Annotated in this window: 24 protein-coding genes and 2 tRNA genes; all 26 read left to right on the forward strand. The window is 45.0% G+C overall.

Translation table 11 applies throughout. The features are described 5' to 3' along the window. Positions 1–89: 89 nt before the first annotated feature. The 26 genes from ACFSKO_RS16765 to dnaE all read left to right on the forward strand — a co-directional run bounded on the left by ACFSKO_RS16765 (position 90) and on the right by dnaE (position 26,504). Positions 90–166, forward strand: a tRNA-Asp gene (locus ACFSKO_RS16765). A gap of 29 nt (positions 167–195) precedes the next feature. Continuing rightward, positions 196–272: transfer RNA gene (locus ACFSKO_RS16770), tRNA-Asp, on the forward strand. A gap of 259 nt (positions 273–531) precedes the next feature. Further along, entirely contained in the window at positions 532–903 is a 372-nt protein-coding gene (locus ACFSKO_RS16775; protein WP_380253751.1) for an NADH-quinone oxidoreductase subunit A, read from the forward strand. Then, entirely contained in the window at positions 894–1,448 is a 555-nt protein-coding gene (locus ACFSKO_RS16780; RefSeq protein ID WP_380253753.1) for a NuoB/complex I 20 kDa subunit family protein, read from the forward strand. The genes ACFSKO_RS16775 and ACFSKO_RS16780 overlap by 10 nt, the downstream gene beginning before the upstream one ends. 33 nt (positions 1,449–1,481) lie before the next feature. Then, positions 1,482–2,102: an NADH-quinone oxidoreductase subunit C gene (locus ACFSKO_RS16785; RefSeq protein ID WP_380253755.1), complete on the forward strand. Its 621-nt coding sequence runs from the start codon at positions 1,482–1,484 to the stop codon at positions 2,100–2,102. Then, entirely contained in the window at positions 2,102–3,280 is a 1,179-nt protein-coding gene (locus ACFSKO_RS16790; RefSeq protein WP_380253757.1) for an NADH-quinone oxidoreductase subunit D, read from the forward strand. The genes ACFSKO_RS16785 and ACFSKO_RS16790 overlap by 1 nt, the downstream gene beginning before the upstream one ends. Next, positions 3,277–3,882 (forward strand): NADH-quinone oxidoreductase subunit NuoE, encoded by a 606-nt coding sequence (nuoE, locus tag ACFSKO_RS16795; RefSeq protein WP_380253759.1) that lies wholly within the window; start codon positions 3,277–3,279, stop codon positions 3,880–3,882. Before ACFSKO_RS16790 ends, nuoE begins: the two co-directional genes overlap by 4 nt. A 5-nt stretch (positions 3,883–3,887) precedes the next feature. After that, the gene (gene nuoF / locus ACFSKO_RS16800) at positions 3,888–5,174 is read left to right on the forward strand and encodes an NADH-quinone oxidoreductase subunit NuoF (protein ID WP_380254444.1); all 1,287 of its coding nucleotides are present in this window, start codon (positions 3,888–3,890) and stop codon (positions 5,172–5,174) included. 9 nt (positions 5,175–5,183) lie between these two features. After that, complete coding sequence (nuoG, locus tag ACFSKO_RS16805; RefSeq protein WP_380253761.1) at positions 5,184–7,253, forward strand: NADH-quinone oxidoreductase subunit NuoG; 2,070 nt, start codon at positions 5,184–5,186, stop codon at positions 7,251–7,253. Continuing rightward, positions 7,246–8,277, forward strand: a complete 1,032-nt coding sequence (gene nuoH / locus ACFSKO_RS16810; protein WP_380253763.1) for an NADH-quinone oxidoreductase subunit NuoH — start codon at positions 7,246–7,248, stop codon at positions 8,275–8,277. Before nuoG ends, nuoH begins: the two co-directional genes overlap by 8 nt. Positions 8,278–8,330: 53 nt before the next feature. Beyond that, the gene (gene nuoI / locus ACFSKO_RS16815) at positions 8,331–8,819 is read left to right on the forward strand and encodes an NADH-quinone oxidoreductase subunit NuoI (protein WP_380253765.1); all 489 of its coding nucleotides are present in this window, start codon (positions 8,331–8,333) and stop codon (positions 8,817–8,819) included. Between the two features lie 75 nt (positions 8,820–8,894). Then, the gene (locus tag ACFSKO_RS16820; RefSeq protein ID WP_380253767.1) at positions 8,895–9,509 is read left to right on the forward strand and encodes an NADH-quinone oxidoreductase subunit J; all 615 of its coding nucleotides are present in this window, start codon (positions 8,895–8,897) and stop codon (positions 9,507–9,509) included. A 2-nt stretch (positions 9,510–9,511) separates the two neighbouring features. Further along, complete coding sequence (gene nuoK, locus ACFSKO_RS16825; RefSeq protein ID WP_380253769.1) at positions 9,512–9,823, forward strand: NADH-quinone oxidoreductase subunit NuoK; 312 nt, start codon at positions 9,512–9,514, stop codon at positions 9,821–9,823. 7 nt (positions 9,824–9,830) lie between these two features. After that, complete coding sequence (gene nuoL / locus ACFSKO_RS16830; RefSeq protein ID WP_380253771.1) at positions 9,831–11,762, forward strand: NADH-quinone oxidoreductase subunit L; 1,932 nt, start codon at positions 9,831–9,833, stop codon at positions 11,760–11,762. 5 nt (positions 11,763–11,767) lie between these two features. Then, a complete protein-coding gene (locus ACFSKO_RS16835; protein ID WP_380253773.1) occupies positions 11,768–13,294 on the forward strand; it encodes an NADH-quinone oxidoreductase subunit M in 1,527 nt (508 codons plus the stop codon). A gap of 12 nt (positions 13,295–13,306) precedes the next feature. Further along, entirely contained in the window at positions 13,307–14,761 is a 1,455-nt protein-coding gene (gene nuoN / locus ACFSKO_RS16840; protein ID WP_380253775.1) for an NADH-quinone oxidoreductase subunit NuoN, read from the forward strand. Between the two features lie 7 nt (positions 14,762–14,768). Beyond that, a complete protein-coding gene (locus tag ACFSKO_RS16845; RefSeq protein WP_380253777.1) occupies positions 14,769–15,536 on the forward strand; it encodes a biotin--[acetyl-CoA-carboxylase] ligase in 768 nt (255 codons plus the stop codon). A gap of 25 nt (positions 15,537–15,561) precedes the next feature. Beyond that, complete coding sequence (locus tag ACFSKO_RS16850) at positions 15,562–16,338, forward strand: type III pantothenate kinase (protein WP_380253779.1); 777 nt, start codon at positions 15,562–15,564, stop codon at positions 16,336–16,338. Between the two features lie 15 nt (positions 16,339–16,353). Continuing rightward, the gene (locus tag ACFSKO_RS16855; protein ID WP_380253781.1) at positions 16,354–18,039 is read left to right on the forward strand and encodes a ribonuclease J; all 1,686 of its coding nucleotides are present in this window, start codon (positions 16,354–16,356) and stop codon (positions 18,037–18,039) included. A 12-nt stretch (positions 18,040–18,051) separates the two neighbouring features. Continuing rightward, a complete protein-coding gene (mce, locus tag ACFSKO_RS16860; RefSeq protein ID WP_380253783.1) occupies positions 18,052–18,456 on the forward strand; it encodes a methylmalonyl-CoA epimerase in 405 nt (134 codons plus the stop codon). Positions 18,457–18,492: 36 nt separating this feature from the next. Continuing rightward, a complete protein-coding gene (locus tag ACFSKO_RS16865) occupies positions 18,493–18,735 on the forward strand; it encodes a DUF1467 family protein (protein ID WP_380253785.1) in 243 nt (80 codons plus the stop codon). Positions 18,736–18,870: 135 nt separating this feature from the next. After that, positions 18,871–19,344: a hypothetical protein gene (locus tag ACFSKO_RS16870; RefSeq protein WP_380253787.1), complete on the forward strand. Its 474-nt coding sequence runs from the start codon at positions 18,871–18,873 to the stop codon at positions 19,342–19,344. Positions 19,345–19,552: 208 nt separating this feature from the next. Next, positions 19,553–20,872 carry a proline--tRNA ligase gene (gene proS / locus ACFSKO_RS16875; protein WP_380253789.1) on the forward strand — a complete coding sequence of 440 codons (1,320 nt, stop codon included), beginning with the start codon at positions 19,553–19,555 and terminating at the stop codon, positions 20,870–20,872. Between the two features lie 38 nt (positions 20,873–20,910). After that, positions 20,911–22,158, forward strand: a complete 1,248-nt coding sequence (locus tag ACFSKO_RS16880) for a lipoprotein-releasing ABC transporter permease subunit (protein WP_380253791.1) — start codon at positions 20,911–20,913, stop codon at positions 22,156–22,158. Further along, positions 22,151–22,831, forward strand: coding sequence for an ABC transporter ATP-binding protein (locus ACFSKO_RS16885; protein ID WP_380253793.1), 681 nt, complete (start codon positions 22,151–22,153; stop codon positions 22,829–22,831). Before ACFSKO_RS16880 ends, ACFSKO_RS16885 begins: the two co-directional genes overlap by 8 nt. A gap of 187 nt (positions 22,832–23,018) precedes the next feature. Beyond that, a complete protein-coding gene (gene dnaE, locus ACFSKO_RS16890; protein ID WP_380253795.1) occupies positions 23,019–26,504 on the forward strand; it encodes a DNA polymerase III subunit alpha in 3,486 nt (1,161 codons plus the stop codon). Positions 26,505–26,695: the final 191 nt, after the last annotated feature.

Genomic DNA, 26,695 nt, shown 5'->3' on the forward strand with positions numbered 1-26,695 from the left:
ATGTAAAAAACAAAGAAGAATCTATTCAGTCGCTTGACAGGGGGAGGGTACTACACTAAATAAACCCTCGTCCGCAGGGAAGATTATGTGGGGGTGTAGCTCAGTTGGTTAGAGCGCTGGCCTGTCACGCCAGAGGTCGCGAGTTCAAGTCTCGTCATCCTCGCCACTTAATCTTCCGTCGATGGCACCTTCTGCGGGGGTGTAGCTCAGTTGGTTAGAGCGCTGGCCTGTCACGCCAGAGGTCGCGAGTTCAAGTCTCGTCATCCTCGCCATCACTTCTTAGTATACCAAAAATCTGTAAATCGAGTATCCTGCTGGACTAAAGTAATTTCTTAAGTTCTTCGGGTTAATACTTGATTCAAGCACTCGGAATACACGATTTTTTTAAAAATTGTGGCGATTCTATGTTTGCTTATGTCGTCTTTGGGCGATATTAAGGACATACCAAAAAATAGAGCCGTTAAGGCTTCTTGTCATATACGACATGAAAGGCGATTTGTACGATACCCATTGTACAGATTGAATGGAGAGATGGGCTTAGATGGAATGTTGGCAGAGTATTTGCCGATTTTGATCTTTCTCGGTATAGCGGTAGGCTTGGCAACTGCTATGTTGCTGGCATCTGTTATCATGGCGAAGCAACGCCCTGATTTAGAGAAAATGAGTTCTTATGAGTGTGGCTTCGAAGCATTTGATGATGCGCGTGGTCGTTTTGATGTTCGCTTCTACTTGGTAGCTATCCTCTTCATTATTTTTGATCTTGAAGTCGCCTTCCTGTTTCCTTGGGCTGTATCCTTAAGTGATATTGGCCTTTTTGGTTTCTGGTCTATGGTGATCTTCCTGGTTATCTTGACGATTGGTTTTGCATACGAATGGAAGAAAGGGGCTTTGGAATGGGAGTAATCTCTAATCCAGCTCTCAAGGATGGAGCTCCGCTGCCTCCTGGACCTGAGCAAGACTTGGTTTTGCAAAATGTTGGCGAAGAGCTCGCTGATCGCGGTTTTGTCTTGGCGCGGATGGATCAACTCGCCGGCTGGGCACAGACAGGGTCGTTGTGGCCCATGTCATTTGGCTTGGCTTGTTGCGCTGTTGAGATGATGCATTCGGCTTGTAGCCGTTATGATCTTGACCGTTTTGGCATGGTATTTAGACCTTCACCGCGTCAGTCAGATGTGATGATTGTTGCAGGAACGCTGACCAATAAAATGGCACCAGCGCTTCGCAAGGTATACGATCAAATGCCAGAGCCTCGTTGGGTCATCTCAATGGGGTCTTGTGCAAATGGTGGGGGGTATTACCACTATTCCTATTCTGTAGTACGTGGTTGTGACCGTGTTGTTCCTGTTGATATCTATGTGCCAGGGTGCCCGCCAACGGCAGAAGCCCTCATCTATGGTATCTTGCAGCTCCAAAAGAAAATCAAACGTACCGCGAAATTCCGCAGGTAAGCCTTTTCGGCATTCCTAAAACTGGTGAACCATATGAATCAGGCTTTACTGGACTTAAGCGATTATATCGCTACCACTTTGGGCGAAGCAGTTACTGGCTCTGAGCTTAAAAATGACGAACTCGTTATTTGGGCCAAAGCTGATACTCTTCTCAAAGTGCTAAAGTTCTTAAGAGACAATCAGAATTGTCAGTTTAGACAACTCGTAGAGCAAACGGCTGTGGATTATCCTAGCCGTGAATTGCGTTTCGAGGTCGTTTACTGTCTTCTTTCACTGACCCACAATCAGCGTATAAAAGTCAAAATCGCTGCGACAGAGAATGTGCCGATTGAATCGGTTGCTCCTTTGTTTAGCTCTGCGATCTGGTATGAGCGCGAAATCTGGGACATGTACGGCATCTTTTTTGCCAATCATCCGGATCTGCGCCGTATGCTTACGGACTATGGTTTTGAGGGGCATCCACTTCGTAAGGATTTTCCTCTTACAGGTTATGTGGAAGTCCGTTATGACGAAACGCAAAAGCGCGTTATCTACGAACCTGTTAAACTTGCTCAAGAGTTTCGTAATTTTGACTTCTCAAGTCCTTGGGAGGGTATCATAAATCTTCCTGGTGATGAGAAAGCAGAGCAAGAAAAAGAAGGGGGAACTGCTTAATGGCTGAAGCAACAATTAAGCCGCTTACGCTAAACTTCGGCCCCCAGCATCCAGCTGCTCACGGTGTTCTTCGCCTTGTTCTTGAAATGGACGGGGAAATTATTGAACGTGCTGACCCGCACATTGGTCTGTTACACCGTGGTACCGAGAAACTGATAGAGTATAAAACCTACCTTCAGGCTCTGCCATATTTTGATCGACTTGACTATGTCGCGCCAATGAACCAAGAGCACGCTTTTGCGCTTGCTGTTGAAAAGATGCTCGACATTGAGGTGCCAAAACGTGGTCAATACATTCGCGTACTTTATTGTGAAATTGGACGTATATTAAATCACATTCTTAATATTACGACCTTCGCAATTGATGTTGGTGCGATGACACCCATTCTTTGGGGTTTTGAGCAACGTGAAATTTTGATGGAATTTTACGAAAGAGCCTGTGGTGCACGTATGCACGCAGCCTATTTCCGCCCAGGTGGTGTTCATCAGGATCTTCCAGCTGGACTGCTAAGCGATATCTCTACTTTTATTGATAACTATCCTGCATTCCTCGATGACCTTGAAGGTCTATTGACTGAAAACCGAATTTTCCGTCAACGTACCGTAGATATCGGGGTTATGAACTTTGATGAAGCTATGGATTGGGGATTATCTGGTCCAATGCTTCGCGGATCTGGCGTTGCTTGGGATTTGCGTAAATCCCAACCTTACGATTGTTATGCCGAGCTCGACTTTGACATTCCTGTTGGAAAAAATGGCGATTGTTTTGATCGTTATCTCGTCCGTATCGAAGAAATGCGCCAGTCATTAAGTATAATGAAACAGTGCATTGAGAATATGCCTGAAGGGCCTGTTCTTGCTCCTAATCACAAGGTAACGCCTCCACGTCGAGATGATATGAAGCGTTCGATGGAAGCATTGATCCATCATTTCAAGCTCTACACAGAAGGTTTCCATGTTCCGGCAGGGGAAACTTATGTGGCCGTTGAGGCACCTAAAGGTGAGTTTGGTGTCTATCTTGTTTCTGACGGATCAAACAAACCTTACCGTTGTAAAATTAAAGCACCGGGTTTTGCGCACCTTGCGGCCATGGATTACATGTGTCGTGGTCATATGTTGGCCGATAGCGTGGCAATTCTTGGATCTATGGATATCGTCTTTGGCGAGGTCGACCGATGAAAACCAGTAGTTTTCCAAAAGCTAAAACAGGCGATTTCAAGTTTACCGAAGAAAGCCTTCGTGAAGCTGAAAAAATTGTTGCTAAATACCCAGAAGGCCGTCAGGCCAGTGCCATTATCAGTTTGTTCTATATCGTACAGAAACAAAATGATGGCTGGTTACCACCTGAAGCTATTGAATATGTTGCTGAATATCTCGATATGGCGCCTATTCGTGCGCATGAAGTTGCAACTTTCTATACCATGTTTAATCTCAAACCGGTTGGGAAGTACTTTATTCAAGTATGTCGTACAACGCCTTGCTGGTTGAACGGCTCTGATAATATTCTCAAAGCTGCAATGGATAAAATTGGTGTAAGTAAAGCCGGTGATGTCAGCGAGGATGGTCTCTTCTCTGTCGTCGAGGTCGAGTGTATGGGGGCATGTTGCAATGCGCCGATGGTTCAGATTAATAACTGGTACTATGAAGATTTGTCTCCAGAACGTATGAGCGAGATTGTTGATGAACTCCGCGCAGGTAAAGATGTGCCAATCGGGTCGCAGACAGGTCGTTTAACCTCGGCGCCTGAAGGCGAGCGCACAACCCTAAAAGGGGGTGAGTGATGCATCTGCTAGAAGATAAAGATCGTATTTTTCAAAATCTATACGGCCAGGATGACTGGGGTTTAGAGGGTGCTAAAAAACGTGGCATCTGGGTAAATACAAAAGATTTAGTGTCTCTTGGTCGCGAAGAGATTGTTAACCGGATGAAAGACTCCGGCCTTCGTGGTCGTGGCGGTGCTGGTTTCCCAGCTGGCATCAAATGGTCTTTCATGCCGAAAGAAGATTCGAGTCGTCCGAGCTATCTCGTAGTGAATGCGGATGAGTCCGAGCCTGGGTCTTGTAAAGACCGTGAGATCATGCGCAATGACCCGCATACTCTTATCGAAGGGTGTTTGATTGCTGGTTTCGCAATGGGCGCTCATACGGCTTATATTTATATCCGCGGTGAGTACTATTTGGAATCCACCCGTTTGGAAGCGGCAATTGAACAAGCACGCGCCGATGGTCTGTTGGGCGATGATGCTTGCGGTTCGGGTTGGGCGTTTGATGTTCATGTTCATCGTGGGGCAGGTGCTTATATTTGCGGTGAAGAAACAGCTCTTCTTGAAAGCTTGGAAGGTAAAAAAGGCCAACCTCGTTTGAAGCCACCTTTCCCGGCGGCTTGTGGTCTTTATGGCTGTCCTACGACGGTTACCAACGTGGAAACCGTTGCTGTATCGCCAACAATCTTGCGTCGTGGCGCAGACTGGTGGAAACAATTTGGTCGTGAAAACAACACTGGGACCAAAATTTTCTCTATTTCTGGCCATGTAAACAAGCCCTGTAATGTTGAAGAAGCAATGAGTATTCCACTACGTGAGCTTATTGAAAAACATGCGGGTGGTGTCAGAGGCGGTTGGGATAACCTTCTTGCCATTATTCCAGGTGGATCATCGGTACCAATGCTTCCAAAACACGTCTGTGATACCATGACGATGGATTTTGATGCTCTTCGCGAGGCAGGATCTGGCCTTGGAACTGCAGCTGTGATCGTTATGGATAAATCCACAGATGTTGTAGAAGCGATTTGTAGGTTGTCACATTTTTATCAGCATGAAAGCTGTGGACAGTGTACACCTTGTCGTGAAGGTACGGGGTGGATGTTCCGCCTTATGCAACGCATGGTTCGTGGTGAAGCGGATGTTGAAGAGATTGATATGCTTTGGGATGTTACAAAGCAAGTTGAAGGTCACACCATCTGTGCACTAGGTGATGCTGCTGCTTGGCCAGTCCAGGGTTTGATCCGGAATTTCCGTCCGGAACTCGAACGCAGGATTAACGAGTACAAGCAAGCTCGCCAAGCTGCGGAATAGGAGAGACTGATGCCAAAGTTGACGATTGACGGTAAAGAAATCGAAGTTGCAGACGGTCTGACAGTTCTTCAGGCATGCGAACTTGCAGGTGCTGAAGTTCCTCGTTTTTGTTATCACGAGCGTCTTTCCGTGGCCGGAAACTGCCGTATGTGTCTTGTCGAGATGGAACGTGCTCCAAAACCGATTGCATCCTGTGCAATGCCGGTTGGTGAGGGAATGGTCATTAAGACAGATACAGAAGTGGTTCAAAAAGCCCGTAAAGGGGTTATGGAATTTCTGCTTATCAACCATCCGCTTGATTGTCCTATTTGTGACCAAGGGGGAGAGTGTGATCTGCAGGATCAAGCCATGGCTTTTGGTTTGGACCACGGGCGTTACAAGGAAACCAAACGTGCGGCGACAGAGAAATACATGGGACCTTTGATCAAAACGATCATGACCCGGTGTATTCAATGTACACGTTGTGTTCGTTTCTCCACTGAAGTTGCTGGTATAGAAGAAATGGGACTTCTTAATCGTGGTGGTCTTGTTGAAATTACAACCTTGGAAAAGGCTGTAAATACTGAGTTGTCCGGAAACCTGGTTGATGTATGTCCTGTTGGTGCTCTGACTTCCAAGCCTTATGCCTTTAATGCGCGTCCATGGGAGTTGAAAAAAGTAAACTCTGTTGATGTTATGGATGCTGTTGGGTCGAATATTCGTGTCGATGTTCGTGGCCGTGAAGTTCTTCGTGTCCTTCCGCGTATTCATGAAGATGTAAACGAAGAGTGGATTTCTGATAAAACGCGTTACATTACAGATGGTCTGAATAAACAACGTCTCGATCGTCCTTATGTCCGTATTGATGGCAAACTCAAGTCTGCCACTTGGGACGAAGCTTTTGCTGCAATTAAAGAAAAGCTGTCCCCGCTTAAAGGAAATGAGATTGCAGCGATTACAGGCGATCTTAATGACGCAGAATCAATGCTGGCTCTTAAAGATCTGATGAGCAATCTAGGGTCGACTAATCTTGATTGCCGTCAAGATGGTGCAAAAATTGATACGACAAATCGTTCAGCTTATCTCTTTAATACTTCTATTGCAGGTATCGAAGAGGCCGATGCAGTTCTTCTCGTTGGAACCAATCCCCGTTGGGAAGCAGCACTTGTAAACGCAAGGCTTCGTAAACGCTTCCTAGAAGGTGGTTTTAAAGTTGGCGTGATCGGTGAAGCTGTCGATCTTACTTATGAATATGAATACCTTGGGGCAGGTCCTGACACGCTTAAAGAAGTTGCATCAGGTAAAAACTCTTTTGCTAAGGTACTTAAAGAAGCCAAAAAGCCAATGATCATTGTTGGCACGGGCGCACTTGCACGTAAAGACGGCGCTGCTGTCTTGGCTCAGGCAAAAGCGATTACTGACAAGTTTGACCTTGTTCAGGATGACTGGAATGGCTTTAACATTCTTCATACTGCAGCATCTCGGGTAGCTGGTCTGGATCTTGGTTTTGTTCCGGGTAAAGATGGGCTGGATGTTGAAGGCATTTTGGATGGCGCAGAAAAAGGAAACGTGAAAGCGGTTTACCTTCTCGGTGCTGATGAAGTGGATACTTCAAAACTCAAAAATGCTTTTGTTATTTATCAAGGCCATCACGGTGACGCGGGTGCTTCGGCTGCTGATGTTATCTTGCCGGGTGCGGCCTATACCGAAAAGAACGGTACTTACGTAAATACTGAGGGCCGTGTTCAGCTTGGTCGTTTGGCTGTTTTCCCACCGGGTGAAGCCCGTGAAGACTGGACTATCCTACGTGCGTTATCTGAACAGATCGGTGAGGCGGCGTTACCGTATGATAATATTGGTCAACTTCGCCAACGTTTGATTGATGTTAATCCTGTGTTCGCCGCTATTGACCAAATCAATACAGGTGTATGGGGTGACTTCGCAAAGACTAAGGATAAGCTCTCTTCAGAGCCATTCGGTGCTTATATTGAGAACTTCTATATGACTGATCCAATCAGCCGTTCATCCGAAACGATGTCTGCCTGTACAGAACAATTTGTACTAGGTAAAGAGCAGGGAGCTACTGGAACCAATGGTTGATTTCTGGGAAGGATACGCTCTGCCAACGATTATTATCGTTGCGCAAATTATGCTGGTCGTTGGACCATTGCTTATTGCCGTTGCTTATCTGACTTATTTTGAGCGTAAAGTCATTGGCGCTATGCAGTTGCGTAAGGGGCCAAATGTGGTCGGTCCTTTTGGCCTGTTACAACCTTTTGCCGATGCGGTTAAGTTGATGATGAAGGAAACTATTCTTCCTTCTGGCTCAAACAAAATCGTCTTTATTATGGCACCAATGTTAACGTTTATCCTGAGTCTTGTCGCTTGGTCTGTTATTCCTTTTGGGGACGGGCTGGTTATTAGTGATATTAACGTTGGTATTTTGTACCTGTTCGCTATCTCATCGCTGGGTGTGTATGGTGTGATCATGGCAGGTTGGGCATCTAACTCTAAATATCCGTTTATTGGTGCTCTTCGTTCTGCCGCACAAATGGTTTCATACGAAGTATCCATGGGATTGGTCATCATCACCGTTTTGATGTGTGTTGGCTCGCTGAATCTTTCTGATATTGTTCTCGCCCAAAAAGGCGATTATGGCATGTTCAATTGGTATGCATTCCCGTTGTTACCAATGTTTGTGATCTTCTTCATTTCCATTTTGGCTGAAACCAATCGCTCGCCTTTTGATCTACCGGAAGGTGAATCAGAATTGGTCGCTGGCTTTATGGTTGAATACTCCTCAATGAGTTTTGCGCTGTTCTTCCTTGGGGAATACGCAAACATGATCCTGATGAGTGCTATGGCCGCTATTTTGTTTATGGGTGGATGGTTGCCTCCTTTCGACATTGCACCTTTTAACTGGATCCCGGGTCCGGTTTGGCTGTCTCTCAAAATTGCCCTTGTTTTGTTTGGGTTCCTTTGGGTACGCGCAACCTTCCCACGGTTCCGGTATGATCAGTTGATGCGCTTGGGATGGAAAGTGTTCCTGCCATTTACGCTGTTCTGGGTGTTGCTAACAGCTGGTGTTCTTGTTGGTTTCGACCTTCTTCCGGCAGCTCAGTGAGAGTAATGGCTATGAATAATAAAAAAATTATAAACGTGGAGAGATAGAGGACGATGGCTTTTATGAAAAACCCAGTCCGCAGTCTTCTTTTGACGGAACTGCTTTCCGGATTGGCCTTAACATTGAAGTATTTCTTCAAGCCTAAGGTTACCCTGAATTATCCATTTGAAAAGGGGCCGATTAGTGCACGTTTTCGTGGAGAGCATGCACTGCGTCGATACCCTAATGGGGAAGAACGTTGCATTGCCTGTAAGTTGTGTGAAGCAATTTGCCCGGCACAGGCCATTACGATTGAGTCTGAACCGCGGGATGACGGAAGTCGCCGTACCACGCGTTATGACATTGACATGACAAAGTGTATCTATTGCGGATTTTGCCAAGAGGCTTGCCCCGTGGACGCTATTGTTGAGGGACCAAATTTTGAATTTGCGACCGAAACACGCGAAGAGCTTTTCTACGATAAAGATAAGCTACTTGCGAATGGTGACCGTTGGGAAACCGAAATTGCGCAAAACATCGCTTTGGATGCACCGTATCGCTAAGAGCTTGGGATAAAGAAAAGTGTTTATGAAAAATATCATATGCCAATACCAGGCTCGTAAAGAAAGGGTAGCCAAATGATCATTCAGGCTCTCGTCTTTTATGTATTCGCAACGATCTCCATAGCTTCGGCTCTCATGGTGATCTCTTCTAAGAACCCGGTTCACTCAGTATTGTTCCTGATCCTGTGTTTCTTTAACGCAGCTGGACTTTTTGTCCTGATGGGTGCTGAATTCCTGGCAATGATCCTTGTCGTCGTTTACGTCGGGGCTGTTGCTGTTCTCTTCCTTTTTGTTGTCATGATGCTTGATATCAATATTGAGAGAGCGCGTCAGGGATTTAAACAACACCTGTTTCTTGGTGGGGCGATTGGCTTAGTCCTCTTGGTAGAGTTGGTTCTTATCCTTTCATCTACCTTTGCTTCGCCGGATACCGTGGCTGTTGCTGCTGTGCCAATACCGAATATTGATGCAGTTCACAACACACGAGCTCTGGGGCAAGTTCTCTACACCAAATATGTATATCTCTTCCAAGCGTGTGGAATGATCCTTCTCGTTGCAATGATTGGTGCTATTGTACTGACACTTCGTAAGCGTGAAGGTGTTCGCAAGCAGGTCATTTCAGACCAGGTAAATCGTACCCGTGAAGAGTCCGTTGAAATCAAAAAAGTAACCAGCGGGAGTGGAATCTAACCATGTTAGAAATTGGTCTAGCCCATTACCTGATTGTTGCGGCAGTTCTGTTTACACTGGGCATCTTTGGCATCTTTCTGAACAGAAAGAACGTCATCGTTATTTTGATGTCCATTGAACTAATGTTACTTGCCGTAAACATCAATTTTGTGGCTTTCTCAACCCATATGGGTGATCTGGTTGGCCAGGTCTTCGCAATCTTTATTCTCACCGTTGCTGCTGCTGAAGCAGCTATCGGTTTGGCGATCCTGGTAATTTACTTCCGTAATCGCGGGTCTATCGCGGTTGAAGATATTAACATGATGAAGGGCTAATCCGACGATGGAATACTTTATAGTCTTTCTGCCTCTGCTGGGTGCTTTCATTGCTGGTCTTTTTGGCAAAGCAATCGGTGACCGCGGGGCGCAAGTCATAACAACAGGGTTATTACTTGTATCCGCTGTTCTATCTTTTGTTGTCTTCAAAGATGTTGCGCTTGATGGTAATGCGCGTATTTCCCCAGTGTTTACCTGGATCAATTCTGGCGATCTCCAGTTAAACTGGGCCTTGAAAATTGATACGCTTACTGCTGTTATGTTGATTGTCGTGACTGTGGTTTCTTCCATGGTTCACCTTTATTCTGTCGGGTATATGGCAGAAGATAAGTCAATCTCACGGTTTTTCTCATATCTGTCTCTATTCACCTTCTTCATGTTGATGCTTGTGACTTCTGATAACCTAGTCCAAATGTTTTTTGGTTGGGAAGGGGTTGGCCTTGCGTCTTACCTGTTGATCGGTTTTTGGTATGATAAGCCATCTGCATGTGCTGCTGCTATGAAGGCCTTCTTGGTAAACCGTGTTGCTGATATCGGCTTTGCACTGGGTATCATGGGTGTTTTTGTTCTTTTTGGCACTGTTAATTTTGCTGAGATTTTTCCTCAGGCTGAGGCTCTTTCAACTGCCCAGTTCAGTTTTCTTGCATTTGAAGGTCACGCGCTGACAATTATTTGTCTTTTGCTCTTTATTGGCGCAATGGGTAAATCAGCTCAGCTTGGCCTGCACACTTGGTTGCCGGATGCGATGGAAGGTCCAACACCTGTTTCAGCCCTTATTCATGCTGCGACAATGGTGACCGCGGGTATCTTCATGCTCTGCCGTTTCTCACCAGTGTTTGAATATGCACCTGCTGCTCTTGAAGTTGTAACTTATGTTGGGGCCGCAACGGCTTTCTTTGCCGCGACGATTGGTCTGACACAGTTTGATATTAAGCGTGTAATTGCTTACTCAACCTGCTCGCAGTTAGGGTATATGTTCTTTGCGATCGGTGTTTCTGCTTATGGCGGTGCTATCTTCCACCTGATGACCCACGCTTTCTTCAAAGCTTTGTTATTCCTTGGTGCGGGTTCTGTTATTCATGCCATGCACCACGAGCAGGACATGCGTAAGATGGGTGGGATCTGGAAAATGATTCCGGCGACTTACATTCTGATGTGGATTGGCTCTATCGCACTTGCTGGATTACCACCGTTTTCAGGATATTTCTCAAAAGATCTTATTCTTGAAGCGGCATATGCAGCACACACCACTCAAGGCACGTTTGCTTTTTGGGCTGGGACTGCAGCGGCTTTCATGACAGCCTTCTATTCCTGGCGTCTGATTATCATGACCTTCCATGGTAATCCTCGTGCTGATGAGCATACCATGCAAGGTGTTCACGAATCTCCAAAGTCTATGATGATACCGCTTATCGTTCTTGCAATTGGCGCAGTATTCGCTGGTTGGTTGGGATATAGCTACTTCGTCGGCCATGACAGAGTTGACTTCTGGGGCGATGCGATCTTCGTTCTTGCTGGCAATGACAGTGTAGAAGCTGCTCACCATGTGGAAACATGGGTTAAAGTTGTACCTCTCGCGGCAGCAGTCAGCGGAATTGTACTGGCATATGTGTTCTATATGTTTGTACCAAGCTTGCCTGCGACGTTTGTCAGTCTTATCAAGCCAATCCACACTTTTGTTTACAGAAAGTGGATGTTTGACGAGTTATATGACTTTTTGTTCGTACGTCCGGCACTCAAACTCGGTCGCTTCCTCTGGAAATCAGGGGACGGCGCCGTGATTGATGCTTATGGTCCTGATGGTGTAACGGCTTTGACACGTCGTCTTGCTGGTCGTGCAAGTCGCCTCCAGAGCGGGTATGTCTATCATTATGCTTTTGCCATGTTGATCGGGGTTGTTGCCTTGATTACCTGGTACATTGTTACCAACGCGGGTTAGAAGTTATGCAAGATCATATTCTCTCCATCGTGACCTTCGCACCGCTTCTTGGTGCTTTGTTCATCCTTTTAATCCGTGGTGATAACGAAGAAGCTGTTGCTAAGAATTCTCGATGGGTTGCCATCTGGGTTTCTGGCGTCACTTTTGTTGTTTCACTTCTGCTTTGGACGGGCTTTGAGCGCGGCACGGCTGAATTTCAATTTGTTGAAGAAGTTGAATGGATGCCGTCCCTGGGCTTGACCTATCGTATGGGAGTTGACGGGATTTCTGTCCTGTTTGTTCTTCTATCGACACTGTTGACACCAATTTGTATTCTTTCTTCCTGGGGACCTGTTAAAACCCGAGTTAAAGAATACATGGTTTCTTTCCTTATTCTGGAAACCATGATGGTCGGTATGTTCTGTGCCTTGGATATCGTTGTTTTCTACATCTTCTTTGAAGGTGTTTTGATCCCAATGTTCCTGATCATCGGAATTTGGGGTGGGGCACGTCGGGTATACGCAGCCTTTAAATTGTTCCTTTATACTTTAGCAGGTTCAGTTCTTATGCTTGTCGCTATTTTGGCGATGTACTATGAGGCTGGTACGGCAGACATTACAGAATTGCTTTCCTATGATTTCCCTCTGGATATGCAAAAATGGCTCTGGATCGCTTTCTTTGCTTCCTTTGCAGTGAAAGTTCCAATGTGGCCTGTTCATACATGGCTGCCTGATGCTCACGTAGAAGCACCAACAGCTGGTTCTGTTATTCTGGCGGGTGTTCTTCTTAAGATGGGGGCCTATGGCTTCTTACGCTTCTCATTGCCAATGATGCCTGATGCGTCTGTGTATTTCACGCCAATGATATACGCTTTGTCTATCATTGCCGTGATTTACACGTCTTTGGTGGCTCTTGCTCAAGAAGATATGAAGAAGCTAATCGCTTATTCTTCGGTGGCGCATATGGGCTTTGTAACCATCGGGATCTTTGCAGCCAATCAGCAAGGTATTGAAGGCGCGATTTATCAGATGCTCTCTCACGGGGTGGTATCTGCAGCACTGTTCTTATGTGTCGGTGTTGTTTATGACCGGATGCACACGCGTATGATTTCAAGCTACGGTGGCGTCGTTGAACGTATGCCTGTTTATGCGCTGTTGTTCATGGTTTTTATGCTGGCCTCAGTTGGTCTTCCGGGGACTGGTGGTTTCGTCGGTGAATTCCTTGTTCTTGTTGGCGCTTTTAAAGCCAACACTTGGGTTGCTGCCTTGGCTGCTACAGGTATGGTTCTTGGCGCTGCTTACATGCTATTGCTTTATCGCAGAGTTATCTTTGGCAAACTTGAAAAAGCCGATCTGAAGTCCTTGATGGACCTTAGCCTTCGTGAAAAAGTTATTTTTGCTCCTTTGATTATTCTCACTCTTTGGATGGGGATTTATCCACCAAGTTTCCTTGATGTGATGTCCGCTTCTGTGAGTAATCTCGTTCTTAACTATGAGACTGCAATCGCAGCCTCTAATGCCGCGCCAATGTTTGCGCAGGTCTTTGGTCAGTAAGGGGCTATCAAGATGATCACAACAGATCTATCACTGGCTTTGCCCGAAATTTTCCTGGCATGTGCAGCTACGGTTCTTTTGATGTATGGGGCATATGCAGGTAAAAATACTGCCAGCTTTGTTTCCGCGATGGCCGTTGCTGTTTTGGCAGTTGCATTTGGACTTATTTTCCTTGGTGATCGTCCAGCAAGTACCGCTTTCGGAGGATTATTTATTGTAGATGCCTATGGCGACTATATGAAATTGGTTGTCCTTGTGGCATCTGGATTTGGTATTCTCATGACCCAACGTTTTGTTGAACGTGAAGGAATGGCCAAGTTTGAAATCCCGGTACTTATGGTTCTTTCGACACTGGGTATGCTGATGATGATTTCAGCAAATGATCTGATGTCACTCTACGTCGGTTTGGAACTTCAAAGCCTTGCACTCTATGTCATCGCTGCGATCCGTCGGGAAAACCTACGTTCTTCGGAAGCTGGGTTGAAGTATTTCGTACTAGGGGCCTTGTCTTCTGGAATGCTGCTTTACGGTTGTTCAATGATCTACGGGTTTACGGGAACAACCGATTTCGACATTCTTGGTAATGTATTATCTGCTGCGGCGAGTGCTGATCAAACTCCACAAATAGGTCTCATTGTAGGCTTGGTATTTGTGTGTGCTGCGATTGCCTTCAAAATTTCGGCGGTTCCATTCCACATGTGGACACCAGATGTGTACGAAGGCGCACCGACACCTGTTACAGCATTTTTTGCTTCTGCACCTAAAGTTGCGGCGATTACGCTCTTTGCCCGCTTGCTCAGCGATCCTTTTGGTTCTCTTGTAAGCGAATGGCAACAGATTATCGTTTTCGTTGCGTTGGCTTCTATGATTTTGGGGTCATTGGCTGCAATCAAGCAGACAAACATCAAACGTCTGATGGCTTATAGTTCGATCGGTAACATTGGTTTTGCGCTGGTTGGTCTTGCTGCGGGTACGCAAGAAGGTATTACAGGTCTTATTATCTATATGACCATTTATATTTTCATGAATATGGGGACTTTTGCCTGCATTCTGAGCATGCGCCAAAAAGGAACCATGGTTGAAAATATTGATGATCTAAAAGGGTTGAGTAAAACTAACCCAATGATGGCTTTTGCTCTTACCATCTTTATGTTTTCCATGGCGGGTATTCCTCCCTTGGCAGGATTTTTTGCGAAGTACGTTGTCTTTGCTGCTGCCGTTAACGCAGGGCTTACAACGCTTGCCGTCATCGGTATTTTAACGTCAGTGATCGGAGCGTTTTATTACCTCCGTATCATCAAAGTGATGTATTTTGATGAACCGAGTACGTCTTTTGACAAGCCAATCGGTGGAGAAATGACATTCGTATTGACAGTATCAACTGCCTTTGTTGTTTTCTTTATCCTTTTTTCTACCCCAATTATGGACGGGGCGGCAGTAGCAGCTTCGGCACTTTTTGTCGGGTAATGGTATTATGAAGGGCTCTTCGTCCTTAACGCTGCCACCTTTGTTTAATCTGCACAGCAGAGATGAAGTTGGAAGCACCAATGACGAAGTCCGCCTTCTTGCTGAACAAGGGGCCCAGGACGGCACAGTCGTCTGGGCCCTTCGTCAATCTGCAGGCAGGGGGCGACAGGGGCGAACTTGGGTGAGTCCTGAAGGTAACCTGTACTTTTCATTGTTGCTACGCCCCAGAGTTCCTATAGCAGAGGCTGCAAACTTAAGTTTTGTTGCTTCACTGGCATTGGCCGATGCCATTCGTCACTTTTCGCCTGACATTAAACTAAGCCTTAAATGGCCCAATGATGTGCTTATCGAAGGACAGAAAGTTTCCGGGGTACTTCTGGAGAGTAAGGCCAGACCTTCTGCAGAACTTGAATATTTGATCATGGGAATAGGGGTGAACCTCAAAAATTATCCCGATGATGCAAGGTACCCTGCAACCAGTTTGTTTGAACAAATCAATCAGAATACGCCCCATCCGGGTAAAATGTTGAAAGCTTTTCTCAATAATTTTGACCCTTGGTACAAACTATGGAACAAAGATGGCTTTGCTGCTGTAAGAGCCGCCTGGCTGGATCAGGCCCATGGACTTGGCAAAAAGATTTATGTTCGACTTCCTGGAGAAACCCTGTCGGGTCGTTTTGTTACAATAGATAAAGATGGTGCGTTAGATCTGGATTTGGATAATGGAAAGCAACGTTTGATTACTGCTGGCGATGTCTTTTTCACAAAGTCATAAATTGGATCATAAATAGAGATGAGCGATGTTACTTGTAATTGATTCTGGAAACACCAATGTCGTTTTTGCAGTGTATGATGGCAATGAGCAAAAAGGCTATTGGCGCGCCACAAGCGACAGCAAGAAAACTTCTGATGAATATGCGGTTTGGCTGACACAACTGATGGCACTTAAAGGAATAGCACCAGAAGATATATCTGGTGCTATTCTTGCCAACGTTGTTCCTGCATCAAATTATAATCTGACTTCACTTTGTAAAAGCTATTTTAATTGTAAGCCATTGATGGTCGAGTTGGGCAAAATTAACCTCGGGCTTGAAGTTCGAATTGATTTACCTGAACAAGCAGGTGCCGACCGCTTGGTAAATGCTGTGGCTGGTTATCAGCGTTATGGTGGTAACCTGATCATGATTGATTTTGGAACGGCCACGACCTTTGATATTGTCGGTGGCGATGGTGCTTATGAGGGCGGTGTTATCGCACCGGGGGTAAACCTCTCCGTTGATGCTCTCTATATGGCGTCTGCAAAGCTTCCAAGAATTGATATTAAACGGCCTGATAAGATCATTGGTAAAGCTACAATTCCTGCAATGGAATCTGGGATATTCTGGGGCTATATCTCAATGGTCGAGGGCATGGTCAAACGAATTAAAGATGAGTATGGGAAACCTATGACTGTCGTTGCGACGGGTGGGTTGGCTCAACTTTTCATCAAAGCAACAGATGTGATTGATCACATTGATAAAGACGTAACTCTTCGTGGATTGATTGCTATTTATGAGCTCAATACCCAGAAGAAATAAATTAGGTATAAAATTATGAGTAAATCGGTGGTCCCCAAAAAAGATGAACTATTGTTCTTACCCTTAGGTGGGACGGGCGAGATTGGTATGAACCTCAACCTCTATGGCCATAATGGTAAGTGGTTGATGGTTGATCTGGGTATATCTTTTGCTGATGGCGGCAAGTTCCCAGGCATTGATGTTATTATGCCTGATCCAGCCTTTATTGCTAATCAACGTGAAAATCTTGTCGGGCTGGTTTTAACCCACGCCCATGAAGATCACATTGGAGCGGTCCCACATCTGTGGGCTGATTTACGGTGCCCGATTTACTGTACGCCTTTTACCAAATCAATGGTTTATTCAAAACTTGTTGAAGCTGGTTTGGAAGATCAGGCAGAAATTACGGTGATACCAGTTGGAGGTAGCTTCTCTGTTGGTCCGTTTGATATCGAATTGGTGTCTATGACCCATTCCATTCCTGAGCCAACATCTCTGTTAATTCGCACATCTTGTGGCACTGTATTTCATTCCGGGGACTGGAAGTTCGATCCTGAGCCTTTGGTTGGACCGCATTATGACAAAAAACGTCTGCAAGCTCTGGCAGATGAAGACATTTTGGCGATGGTAAGTGATTCAACAAATGTAATGTCTTCTAGCGAGTCTGGCTCAGAGGCCTCAGTCCGTAATGGTTTGATTGAGGTTATGTCTAAATGCACCAGTCGGGTCGCGGTTACTTGTTTTGCCAGTAACGTGGCCAGGGTTGAATCTGTGATGAAGGCTGCTGAAATTTGCGGTCGCCGAGTTGTCCTACTTGGTCGCTCCATGCATAGAATTTACTCTGCGGCACGTGAAAATGGTTATCTACAAAGTGTAGCGCCTTTATTATCCGAAGAAGAGTTCTCTTATACGCCTCGTAGCGAAGTCGTCGTTCTTTGTACCGGAAGTCAGGGGGAGCCACGTTCAGCTCTATCACGCTTGTCTACTGACGGTTTTAAGAATGTTTATCTTGAAGAAGAAGATACGATTATTTTTTCTTCACGTATCATTCCGGGTAATGAAACATCAATCTATAATTTACAAAACAACCTGTCTGAACTTGGGGTTCGTATTGTAACGGATAAAGATGAGCATGTTCATGTTTCTGGTCACCCCGGAAAAGAAGAAGTGAAAAAACTCTATGAATGGGTGCAGCCGAAAATATCGATTCCAGTACACGGCGAAGCTCGTCACCTTCGGGCGCATGCAAAACTTGCTGGTGAATGTGGTGTCGAAACGCAAATCGTTGCCAAAAATGGTGACCTCATCCGCCTTGCACCAGGTAAACCGGGTAAAATTTCCGAAGTAAATTGTGGATTGTTGGCGATTGAATCCCGTCGTTTGGTTCCTTTGGACAGCCCTATTATCGTCACCCGTCAAAAGATGATGTATAATGGCTCTGCTGTTGTAACGCTTGTTATTGATGAAGACTTTAAATTGGCAGTGACACCTCAATTAAGTATTCAAGGAGTTATTGACCTTGATGATGAGCCCGATGATTTCAAAGAAACAATGCAGGCTATAAAAGGCGCTATAAAATTACTCAAAAAAACAGATATGAAACGAGATGAGGTTGTGCGTGAAGTTGTTAGTCGTGCAGTGCGCCGTCATTGTAATAAGCGTTACGGAAAAAAACCGGTAACGAATGTTCATATCATACGTTTGGATGACTTTTTTGAATAGAGGGAGCTCGAGATGATCGGCAGATTAAACCATGTGGCTATTGCTGTTCCTGATTTGGAAGCTGCCGTTGCGCAGTATAAAAATATATTGGGCGCAGAAGTTACTGATCCGATGGATCAGCCTGAACACGGCGTAACTGTTGTTTTTGTCGAGCTTCCGAATACAAAAATAGAGTTTCTTTATCCTCTCGGTGACAAGTCTCCCATTTTGAACTTTCTGGAGAAGAACCCGGCAGGGGGGATTCATCACATATGTTATGAGGTTGATGATATTATCGCCGCGAGAGATAAACTGGTGTCTGATGGGGCACGTATTCTTGGGGATGGAGAGCCAAAAAATGGGGCACACAACAAACCTGTTTTATTTTTACATCCAAAAGATTTTTGCGGAACGTTGGTTGAACTTGAACAAGCCTGATTATTTGGGCGCAACTAAACTTGGTGAGAATAATTTATGAATTGGGTAACAGGCTTATTGGTCTATGTTGTCATTTGGTGGCTGATTTTTTTCATGGCCTTACCTTTTGGCGTCAAGCCACATGAAAATCCGGAAGTCGGTCATGAACCATCTGCTCCGGCTAATCCAATGTTGGGTCGTAAGGCGCTTATTACGAGTATAATTACTGCGGTACTCTGGGGCGTTGCTTACTATCTGATTACGAACAAAGTAATCACGCTTGGTGAGTTGCCTTATTAGACTTGAGTAGAATTAAGAGATACAATTCACTGATATTTATGCGTGAATTAATTTTCATTGTATCTAAACAGCCTGTGGTTATTCTTATCTCAGGCTGTTTATCGTTTGGGGCTTAATTTTCGTCTGGTGATGAGTATGTCAAAGGTTGTTGTTAAATTATCTGCACTCTTGGGTGTTGTGTGCCTGTTGGTCATAGGGGCGATGAGCATTTCCTTTAATCAGGTTTATGCTCAGGAAACTTCGGATACATCATCTAAAATTATTGTAAAAATTAGTCGAGAAGACTGTACACGATTGATCAAACATCATCCAGCTGATGATGTCACTTACGTGCCAGGTGTTACCAAAAGAGGTAAAAAGGTCGTGCCAGCAGATTTGAACGCACAGCCAATAACCCTACCGGATGTTATTCGAATTCCAATAACTGTTGATCTGTTTGAGCGCTACAATATACCCGCGAACAAAGCCAATTTTGGGGCCGAAGCTGAAATTGGGGTCGTTGAAGTATACAAAAACGGTCGTTCGTTTTTTAATGGTCAGCCTCTTCAAAGTGAAGAGCAGCGAGAGTTGGCGATCAAATGTCAGGAAATAGTCAAAAATGAAGAATAGGCAGTTCTTCAATAGTGTGTTGATAGTTTTGAGATTCTATTCTCTTTAGTCATACAGGTATAATCTAATCATACTTCATCTGGATATGTATTGTCTTGCATGGACAAGTGATCGCTGATCCCATATACATGATCCAAATTATTTTCCGCGCATGTATGTCGGAAAAATCCGCCCGTACAACCGTCAATAACGCTCCAGGATACTCGAGATGCGCCTTTCTGCTTATTTCCTTCCGACGCTGAAGGAAAACCCTTCCGAGGCCCAAATTGTCTCTCATCGCTATATGCTTCGTGCTGGTATGATTCGCCAAGCAACATCGGGGATTTATTCCTGGTTGCCGCTAGGCCTCAAGGTCTTAAGGAAAATTGAACAAATAGTTCGGGAAGAACAGAACCGTGCTGGAGCATTAGAAATTTTGATGCCAACGATCCAGCCCGCTGATCTTTGGCGCAAATCTGGTCGGTATGATGATTACGGTAAGGAAATGTTACGTATTCAAGATCGACATGGTCGCGATATGCTTTATGGGCCGACAAATGAAGAGTTGGTGACCGATATCTTTGCCAATTCGGTAAAGAGCTATAAAGACCTTCCAAAAAACCTCTATCACATCCAATGGAAATTCCGTGACGAGGTTCGTCCTCGTTTTGGTGTGATGCGGGGTCGTGAATTTTTCATGAAGGACGCTTATTCTTTCGATATTGATTTTGAATCTTCCAAAGCCTCTTATAATCGGATGTTTGTATCTTATTTGCGAACATTCGATCGTCTTGGTTTGCGCGCCATTCCAATGGTCGCAGATACGGGGCCTATTGGCGGCAAGCTCAGTCATGAATTTCTTATTCTGGCTGATACGGGCGAGTCAGAAGTTTTCTGTCACTCTGATTTTATCGAAAAATCGTCTCCATCAGCAGATGTTGATTACAGTGGTGATCTTCAGTCGATTGTGGATGACTGGACCAGCATTTACGCGGCAACAGATGAAATGCACGTCCAAGAAGATTTTGAAAGTTCTGTCCCAGAAAACAAGCGCATGCAGTGTCGTGGAATTGAAGTCGGGCATATTTTCCATTTCGGCACCAAGTACTCTGAGCCTATGGGGGCAACTGTATTAAATAAAGAAGGCCAGAACGTTCCTGTCTTTATGGGATCATATGGTATTGGTGTTTCCCGTCTTCTCGGCGCAATTATCGAAGCAAGTCACGATGAAAATGGCATTATTTGGCCCGAAGCGATTGCACCTTATAAAGTTGGCCTGATCAACCTAAAAGCCAAAGACGAAGACTGTACTAAAGCTTGTGATGATCTTTATCAAAAGCTCAGCAACGCAAACGTCGATGTTCTCTATGATGATCGGGATACTTCTGCTGGCGGTAAATTTAAGGACATGGATCTCATCGGTGTTCCATGGCAGATGGTTATTGGACCACGCGGCCTTAAAAATGGCGTAGTTGAGTTAAAAAATCGCAAGACTGGTGAAAAAGAAGAGTTGTCTCTCGAGGCTGCACTTTCAAAACTGGGTCTTTAATCAAGTAGCGGCTGACATTGACGGGGAGTGGGGAGTAGATGATTTTTGGTGCCTTTGAACGATTGGTGGCTCTGCGCTATCTCCGTTCCCGTCGAAAAGAAGGGTTTATATCGGTTATTGCCGGATTTTCCCTCGTTGGCATCGCCCTAGGGGTTGCGACCCTTATCATAGTTATGTCGGTGATGAACGGTTTTCGCCAAGAACTTCTTGGTCGGATACTCGGTGTAAATGGTCATCTCGCAGTGATGAGCGTTGAAGGAAATATCGCAGATTATGACACTGTTGCGGAACGGGTTTCGAAAATCCAAGGCGTAAAAAGTGCGACGCCTCAGGTTCAGGGGCAAGTTATGGTCACTGCGAGCGGGACGGCTACGGGTGGCCTTGTACGGGGAATGGCACCGAAAGATTTAAAAGCTCGGGCACTAATTGCAGAAAAAATAGTTGCAGGTTCACTTGATGATTTTCAAGGCACGAATGTGGTGGTTATTGGGGCACGTCTTGCTCAAAATTTACGTTTAGGTGTTGGCGATAAAGTAACGTTGATTTCTCCAAATAGCGCGGTAACCGTATTTGGTTCTATGCCGCGCCTAAAAGCCTATACGATTGCTGCGCTTTTTGACGTTGGGATGTACGAATACGATAGTAGCTTTATTTATATGCCGCTTGAAGCCGCACAAATATTCTTTGAACTCTCTGAACAAGTGAACACAATCGAAGTCTTTGTCGATAACGTTGAAAAGACGACGCCGATACGTCGAGAAATCTTTCAATCACTTGGTACAAGTTTTCGCAGTCAGGATTGGCAACAATCAAACGCAAGTTTCTTCAATGCTATTCAAGTTGAACGAAATGTTATGTTCCTCATTCTCTCACTCATTATTTTGGTGGCGGTGTTCAATATTGTCTCGGGCCAGATAATGCTGGTGAAAGACAAGGGACGGGACATTGCAATTTTGCGCACAATGGGTGCAACGCGAGGCATGATCCTGAGAGTGTTCTTCTTGAGTGGGGCTTCTATTGGCCTATTTGGCACTTTGGCAGGTTTTGTTCTCGGGCTTTCATTTGCATCAAATATTGAAACCATTCGTCAATGGCTTGAAGGCTTGTCCGGGACGAACCTTTTTGATGAAGAGATTTATTTTCTGTCTAAACTTCCTGCTGTAGTCGACCCAACGGAAGTTATGCAAATCGTAGGTATGGCTTTATTTTTCTCTTTCCTTGCACCAATTTTTCCTGCCTGGCGCGCGGCTCGTTTGGATCCTGTAGAGGCTATCCGCTATGAGTAGTATTGAAAAAGGACTGTCTCTTGCCAAGGTTAACAAGACCTATCACCAAGGGGCGAAAGAGTTACACGTTCTAAACGACGTCAGCTTTAACCTTGTTCCCGGAGAAATAGTAGCTCTTGTTGGGCCTTCAGGGGCAGGTAAATCGACCTTACTTCACAGTGCTGGGTTATTGGAAAAGCCGGATAGTGGCGATATTTTGGTGAACGGTATTTCTTCTGCCTCTCTTAATGACAAGCATAGAACGGCTCTTCGTAGAGACACCATTGGCTTCGTATACCAATATCACCACTTATTACCGGAATTTTCTGCTGTTGAGAATGTCATTTTGCCTCAGATGATCACTGGCTTATCACAGAAAAAAGCACACAAGCGCGCAAGTGAATTGCTGGACATGGTAGGGCTTTCAGAAAGACTGGCTCATCGCCCAGGGGAGCTATCAGGGGGAGAGCAACAACGTGTGGCGATAGCCCGTGCCCTGGCAAATGCGCCTACTGTTTTGTTGGCGGACGAACCGACAGGAAATCTTGACCCTGAAACAGCTAACCGTGTCTTTGATCTTCTCTTGAAACTGGTTCGTTCCGTTGGTCTGACAGCTTTGATTGCAACACATAATCACGAACTGGCCAATCGAATGGATAGAGTGCTGCACTTTGAAGGTGGTAAGATATGTTAAGATTTTACGCTCTGACTTTAGGTCGAAAATACTATTTAACTTATTGATACAAAAGTTAAACATGAATACAAAATAAAACCTGGCATATAAAATATGCTGGGTTTTATTTTGCATAGTCCACCTTGGTTGGAGTATGAATGGTTAAGATTATTTAGCTCAATAATTGAGCTTACACTGGGGTAGTTTCATGGCGTTTGCTGATTTTGTTCACCTGCGAGTTCACTCGGCTTATTCTCTTTCTGAGGGCGCGATCAAAGCCAAGGAACTGGTCGAACTGTGCAAAAAGCATGATATGCCTGCTGCGGCGATGACCGACAGCAATAATATGTTTGGGGCACTTGAGTTTTCCCTCGCAGCTAAAGCCGCAGGCGTACAGCCTATTTTGGGAACACAAATTCTGGTTTGTAGGGAAGATGCGGATCAACGCACTGGTGCTATTGCTCCGGAACCTGATCAACTTGTACTTTTGGCTCAAAGCCAGAAGGGCTACATGAACCTGATGTACCTGATTTCTCGTGCCTATATGGAAACGGAAACCGGGCTTACCCCTCAGATAAAAATGGAAGATCTGGCTAGATGCCACGACGGCCTTATTGCTCTTACTGCTGGTCCTAAAGGGGCTGTCGGTCGGCAATTGCTCGAAAATCGTGACAGTGAAGCCGAAGCGTCTCTGGTAAAGCTATCAGAAATTTTTTCCAATCGGCTGTATATCGAGCTTATGCGTCATGGGATGCCTGAAGAAAGGGCAATAGAAGAGCGCTTTATTAATCTGGCTTACAAGCACAACATTCCTCTTGTCGCAACCAATGAAGCCTTTTTCGCGGGCGAAGACATGTACTTGCCCCACGATGCATTGATCTGTATCGCAGAGGGTTCTTATGTCTCGCAAAGTGAACGTCGTCGTTTAACACGAGAGCATCGTTTTAAATCATCAGATGAGATGAAGCGCCTTTTTGCTGATATTCCTGAAGCGATTTCAAATACTCTTATCGTTGCGAAGCGTTGCTCTTGGTTTGTGGAGCCTATTGGTCCTATTCTGCCTGCCTTTGATACGGGAGCTGGGCGTACAGAAGTTGAAGAACTAAGGCATTTATCCGAAGTCGGGTTGGAAGATCGTTTAAAGAGACATGTTTTCACAGAAGGCATAGACGAGGATGAACGTAAAGCGCTTGCAAAGCCTTATTATGAGCGCCTTGAATATGAGCTCGGTATTATTGAGCAAATGGGTTTTCCCGGATACTTCCTTATCGTTGCTGATTTTATTATGTGGGCCAAAGACCATAATATACCCGTTGGTCCTGGACGTGGATCTGGTGCGGGATCTGTTGTTGCCTGGGTTTTAACAATTACGGATCTTGATCCTCTACGATGGGGGCTGCTGTTTGAGAGGTTTCTTAATCCAGAACGTGTCTCCATGCCCGATTTTGATATCGATTTTTGTCAAGACAAACGGGACAAGGTAATTACCTATGTTCAAGACAAATATGGCCGGGATAAAGTTGCGCAAATTATCACCTTTGGTAAGCTTCAGGCAAAGGCTGCGCTTCGCGATGTTGGTCGTGTTCTGCAGATGCCATATCCTCAGGTGGACAGACTTAGTAAGCTGATACCAAATAATCCAGCGAACCCAACATCGTTACCGGAAGCGATTGCACAAGAGCCTCAATTACGTGAGATGGCAAGAACCGATGAAGCCGTCGATAATCTTCTAAAAGTTGCACAAAAGATTGAAGGGCTATATCGGCACGCTTCAACTCACGCTGCGGGTGTTGTGATCGGTGATAGACCGTTAGATCAATTAGTTCCGCTCTATCGCGATCCACGCTCAGATATGCCTGTAACTCAGTTCAATATGAAGTTTGTTGAACAAGCGGGACTGGTTAAGTTTGATTTTCTTGGTCTTAAAACCCTGACAGTTTTAGAGCGAGCGTGTGAGTTTATTCGTTCTGCAGGTACACCTATTAACCTGAGTGAAGTTCCGCTTGATGATCCCGCTTCTTTTGAACTGTTAGGGAAAGGGGAAGCTGTCGGGGTATTCCAATTGGAATCAACGGGTATGCGTGATGTATTGAAGCGTATGAAACCTGATAGGTTTGAAGATATTATTGCGGTTGTGGCTCTATACCGCCCTGGACCAATGGAAAATATTCCAAGTTATATTCGACGGAAAAAGGGCGAAGAAACTCCAGATTATATGCATCCATTAATCGAGGATATCCTTAAAGAGACCTATGGGATCATGATCTACCAAGAACAGGTCATGCAGATAGCACAGCTCTTGTCTGGTTATTCGCTTGGTAGTGCTGATCTTCTGCGGCGTGCTATGGGTAAAAAAATTCAAGCAGAAATGGATGCTCAACGTAAAATTTTTGTTGAGGGCGCGGTTAAAAACAAAGTTAAAGCCGAAAAAGCAGATGAAATCTTTGATCAGGTTAATAAATTTGCTGGATATGGATTTAATAAGAGTCACGCGGCGGCATACGCTTTGGTTGCCTATCATACAGCATATCTGAAGGCGAACTATCCGGTCGAGTTTATGGCGGCTTCCATGACTTATGATCTGACAAATACGGATAAATTGAATATTTTTAGGCAAGAACTCTCGCGTTTGAAGATTCCACTTCTGGTGCCTGATATTAATAGTTCATATGCAGAGTTTATGGTGGAAACTCAGGAGGATGGGAGCAAGGCTGTCCGCTATGCAATGGCCGCTGTAAAAAATGTTGGTGAGTTGGCTATTGAAAATATAACCAATGAACGTAGCTTGAATGGGTCGTTTAAGGATTTAACGGATTTTGTGGCAAGAGTTGATGCTAAGACGATCAATAAGAGGTTGATTGAAAACCTGTCTAAAGCAGGGGCTTTTGATAGCTTGATGGATAATCGCCAAAAGGTTTATCTCGGCGCAGAGAATATTGTACGAAATATTTCTGCAGCGGCTCAAGAGAGAAACAGTAATCAAGTTAATTTGTTCGGGGGTGGTGATAGCGGTCCCCTGATTGAACTTTCCTTACCTAAAGTTCCAGACTGGCCTGAGCTTGAACGATTGAAGCATGAGTTTGATGCCATTGGGTTCTATTTATCATCCCATCCTATCGACACCTATGAACAGATTTTAAAAAGATTAAGAGCTATCAATATTCAAGAGGCTATCCAGCAAACGAAGAATAATAAAGGCCAGGGTGGACCAATTAAAATTGGGGCAATTGTTTTGGGCAAGCAAGAACGGATCTCTAAAAAAGGATCCAAGTTTGCTTTTGTTCAAATTTCGGATGCTTTTGGCACGATTGAAGCAATGGTTTTCTCGAATGTTTTAGTGGCTAGTCGGGAAGTTTTGGAAAGTAATGTGCCGCTTCTTGTCTCCTTAACTGGTGAAGTTAAGCCTGATGATGATGAACCTCGATTCTTGCTGCAAGCTGTTAAGCCTCTAGATGAAGCTGCTTCTCTAACTGATACGGGGTTAAAGTTATATATAAGTAGCGAAAGTCCTTTGGAGCCCTTAAAAACTATTCTCGATCAACATTCTGTACCTGGTAGGGGAAGGATATCGATTGTCCTTGGTTTAAACGATGGACAAGAGCTAGAACTTGAGCTTCCAAAAGGGTATACTGTTTCGCCATCAATTCGTCAGGCAATCAAGGCGGTCGAAGGTATTGACTTGGAAGAGGTGTAAGGATTTATTCTCGTTTATGATTTTGTACGAGAAAAGACTTGCATCCGTTGCTGTAGGGGAGTATCACCCGCAGCATTACTAATAAAACACGCGGGCTTAACGGGGTTGGTTTATCCAATCGCTGTTTCTGGTGTTTCTACTGTTAAGTGGAGATTACGGTCTGCGGAAGTTTAACCGGAAGAGAAAAGGTT

It is taken from the genome of Kiloniella antarctica (genome assembly GCF_042682825.1).
In the GTDB taxonomy this organism is placed as follows: domain Bacteria; phylum Pseudomonadota; class Alphaproteobacteria; order Kiloniellales; family Kiloniellaceae; genus Kiloniella; species Kiloniella antarctica.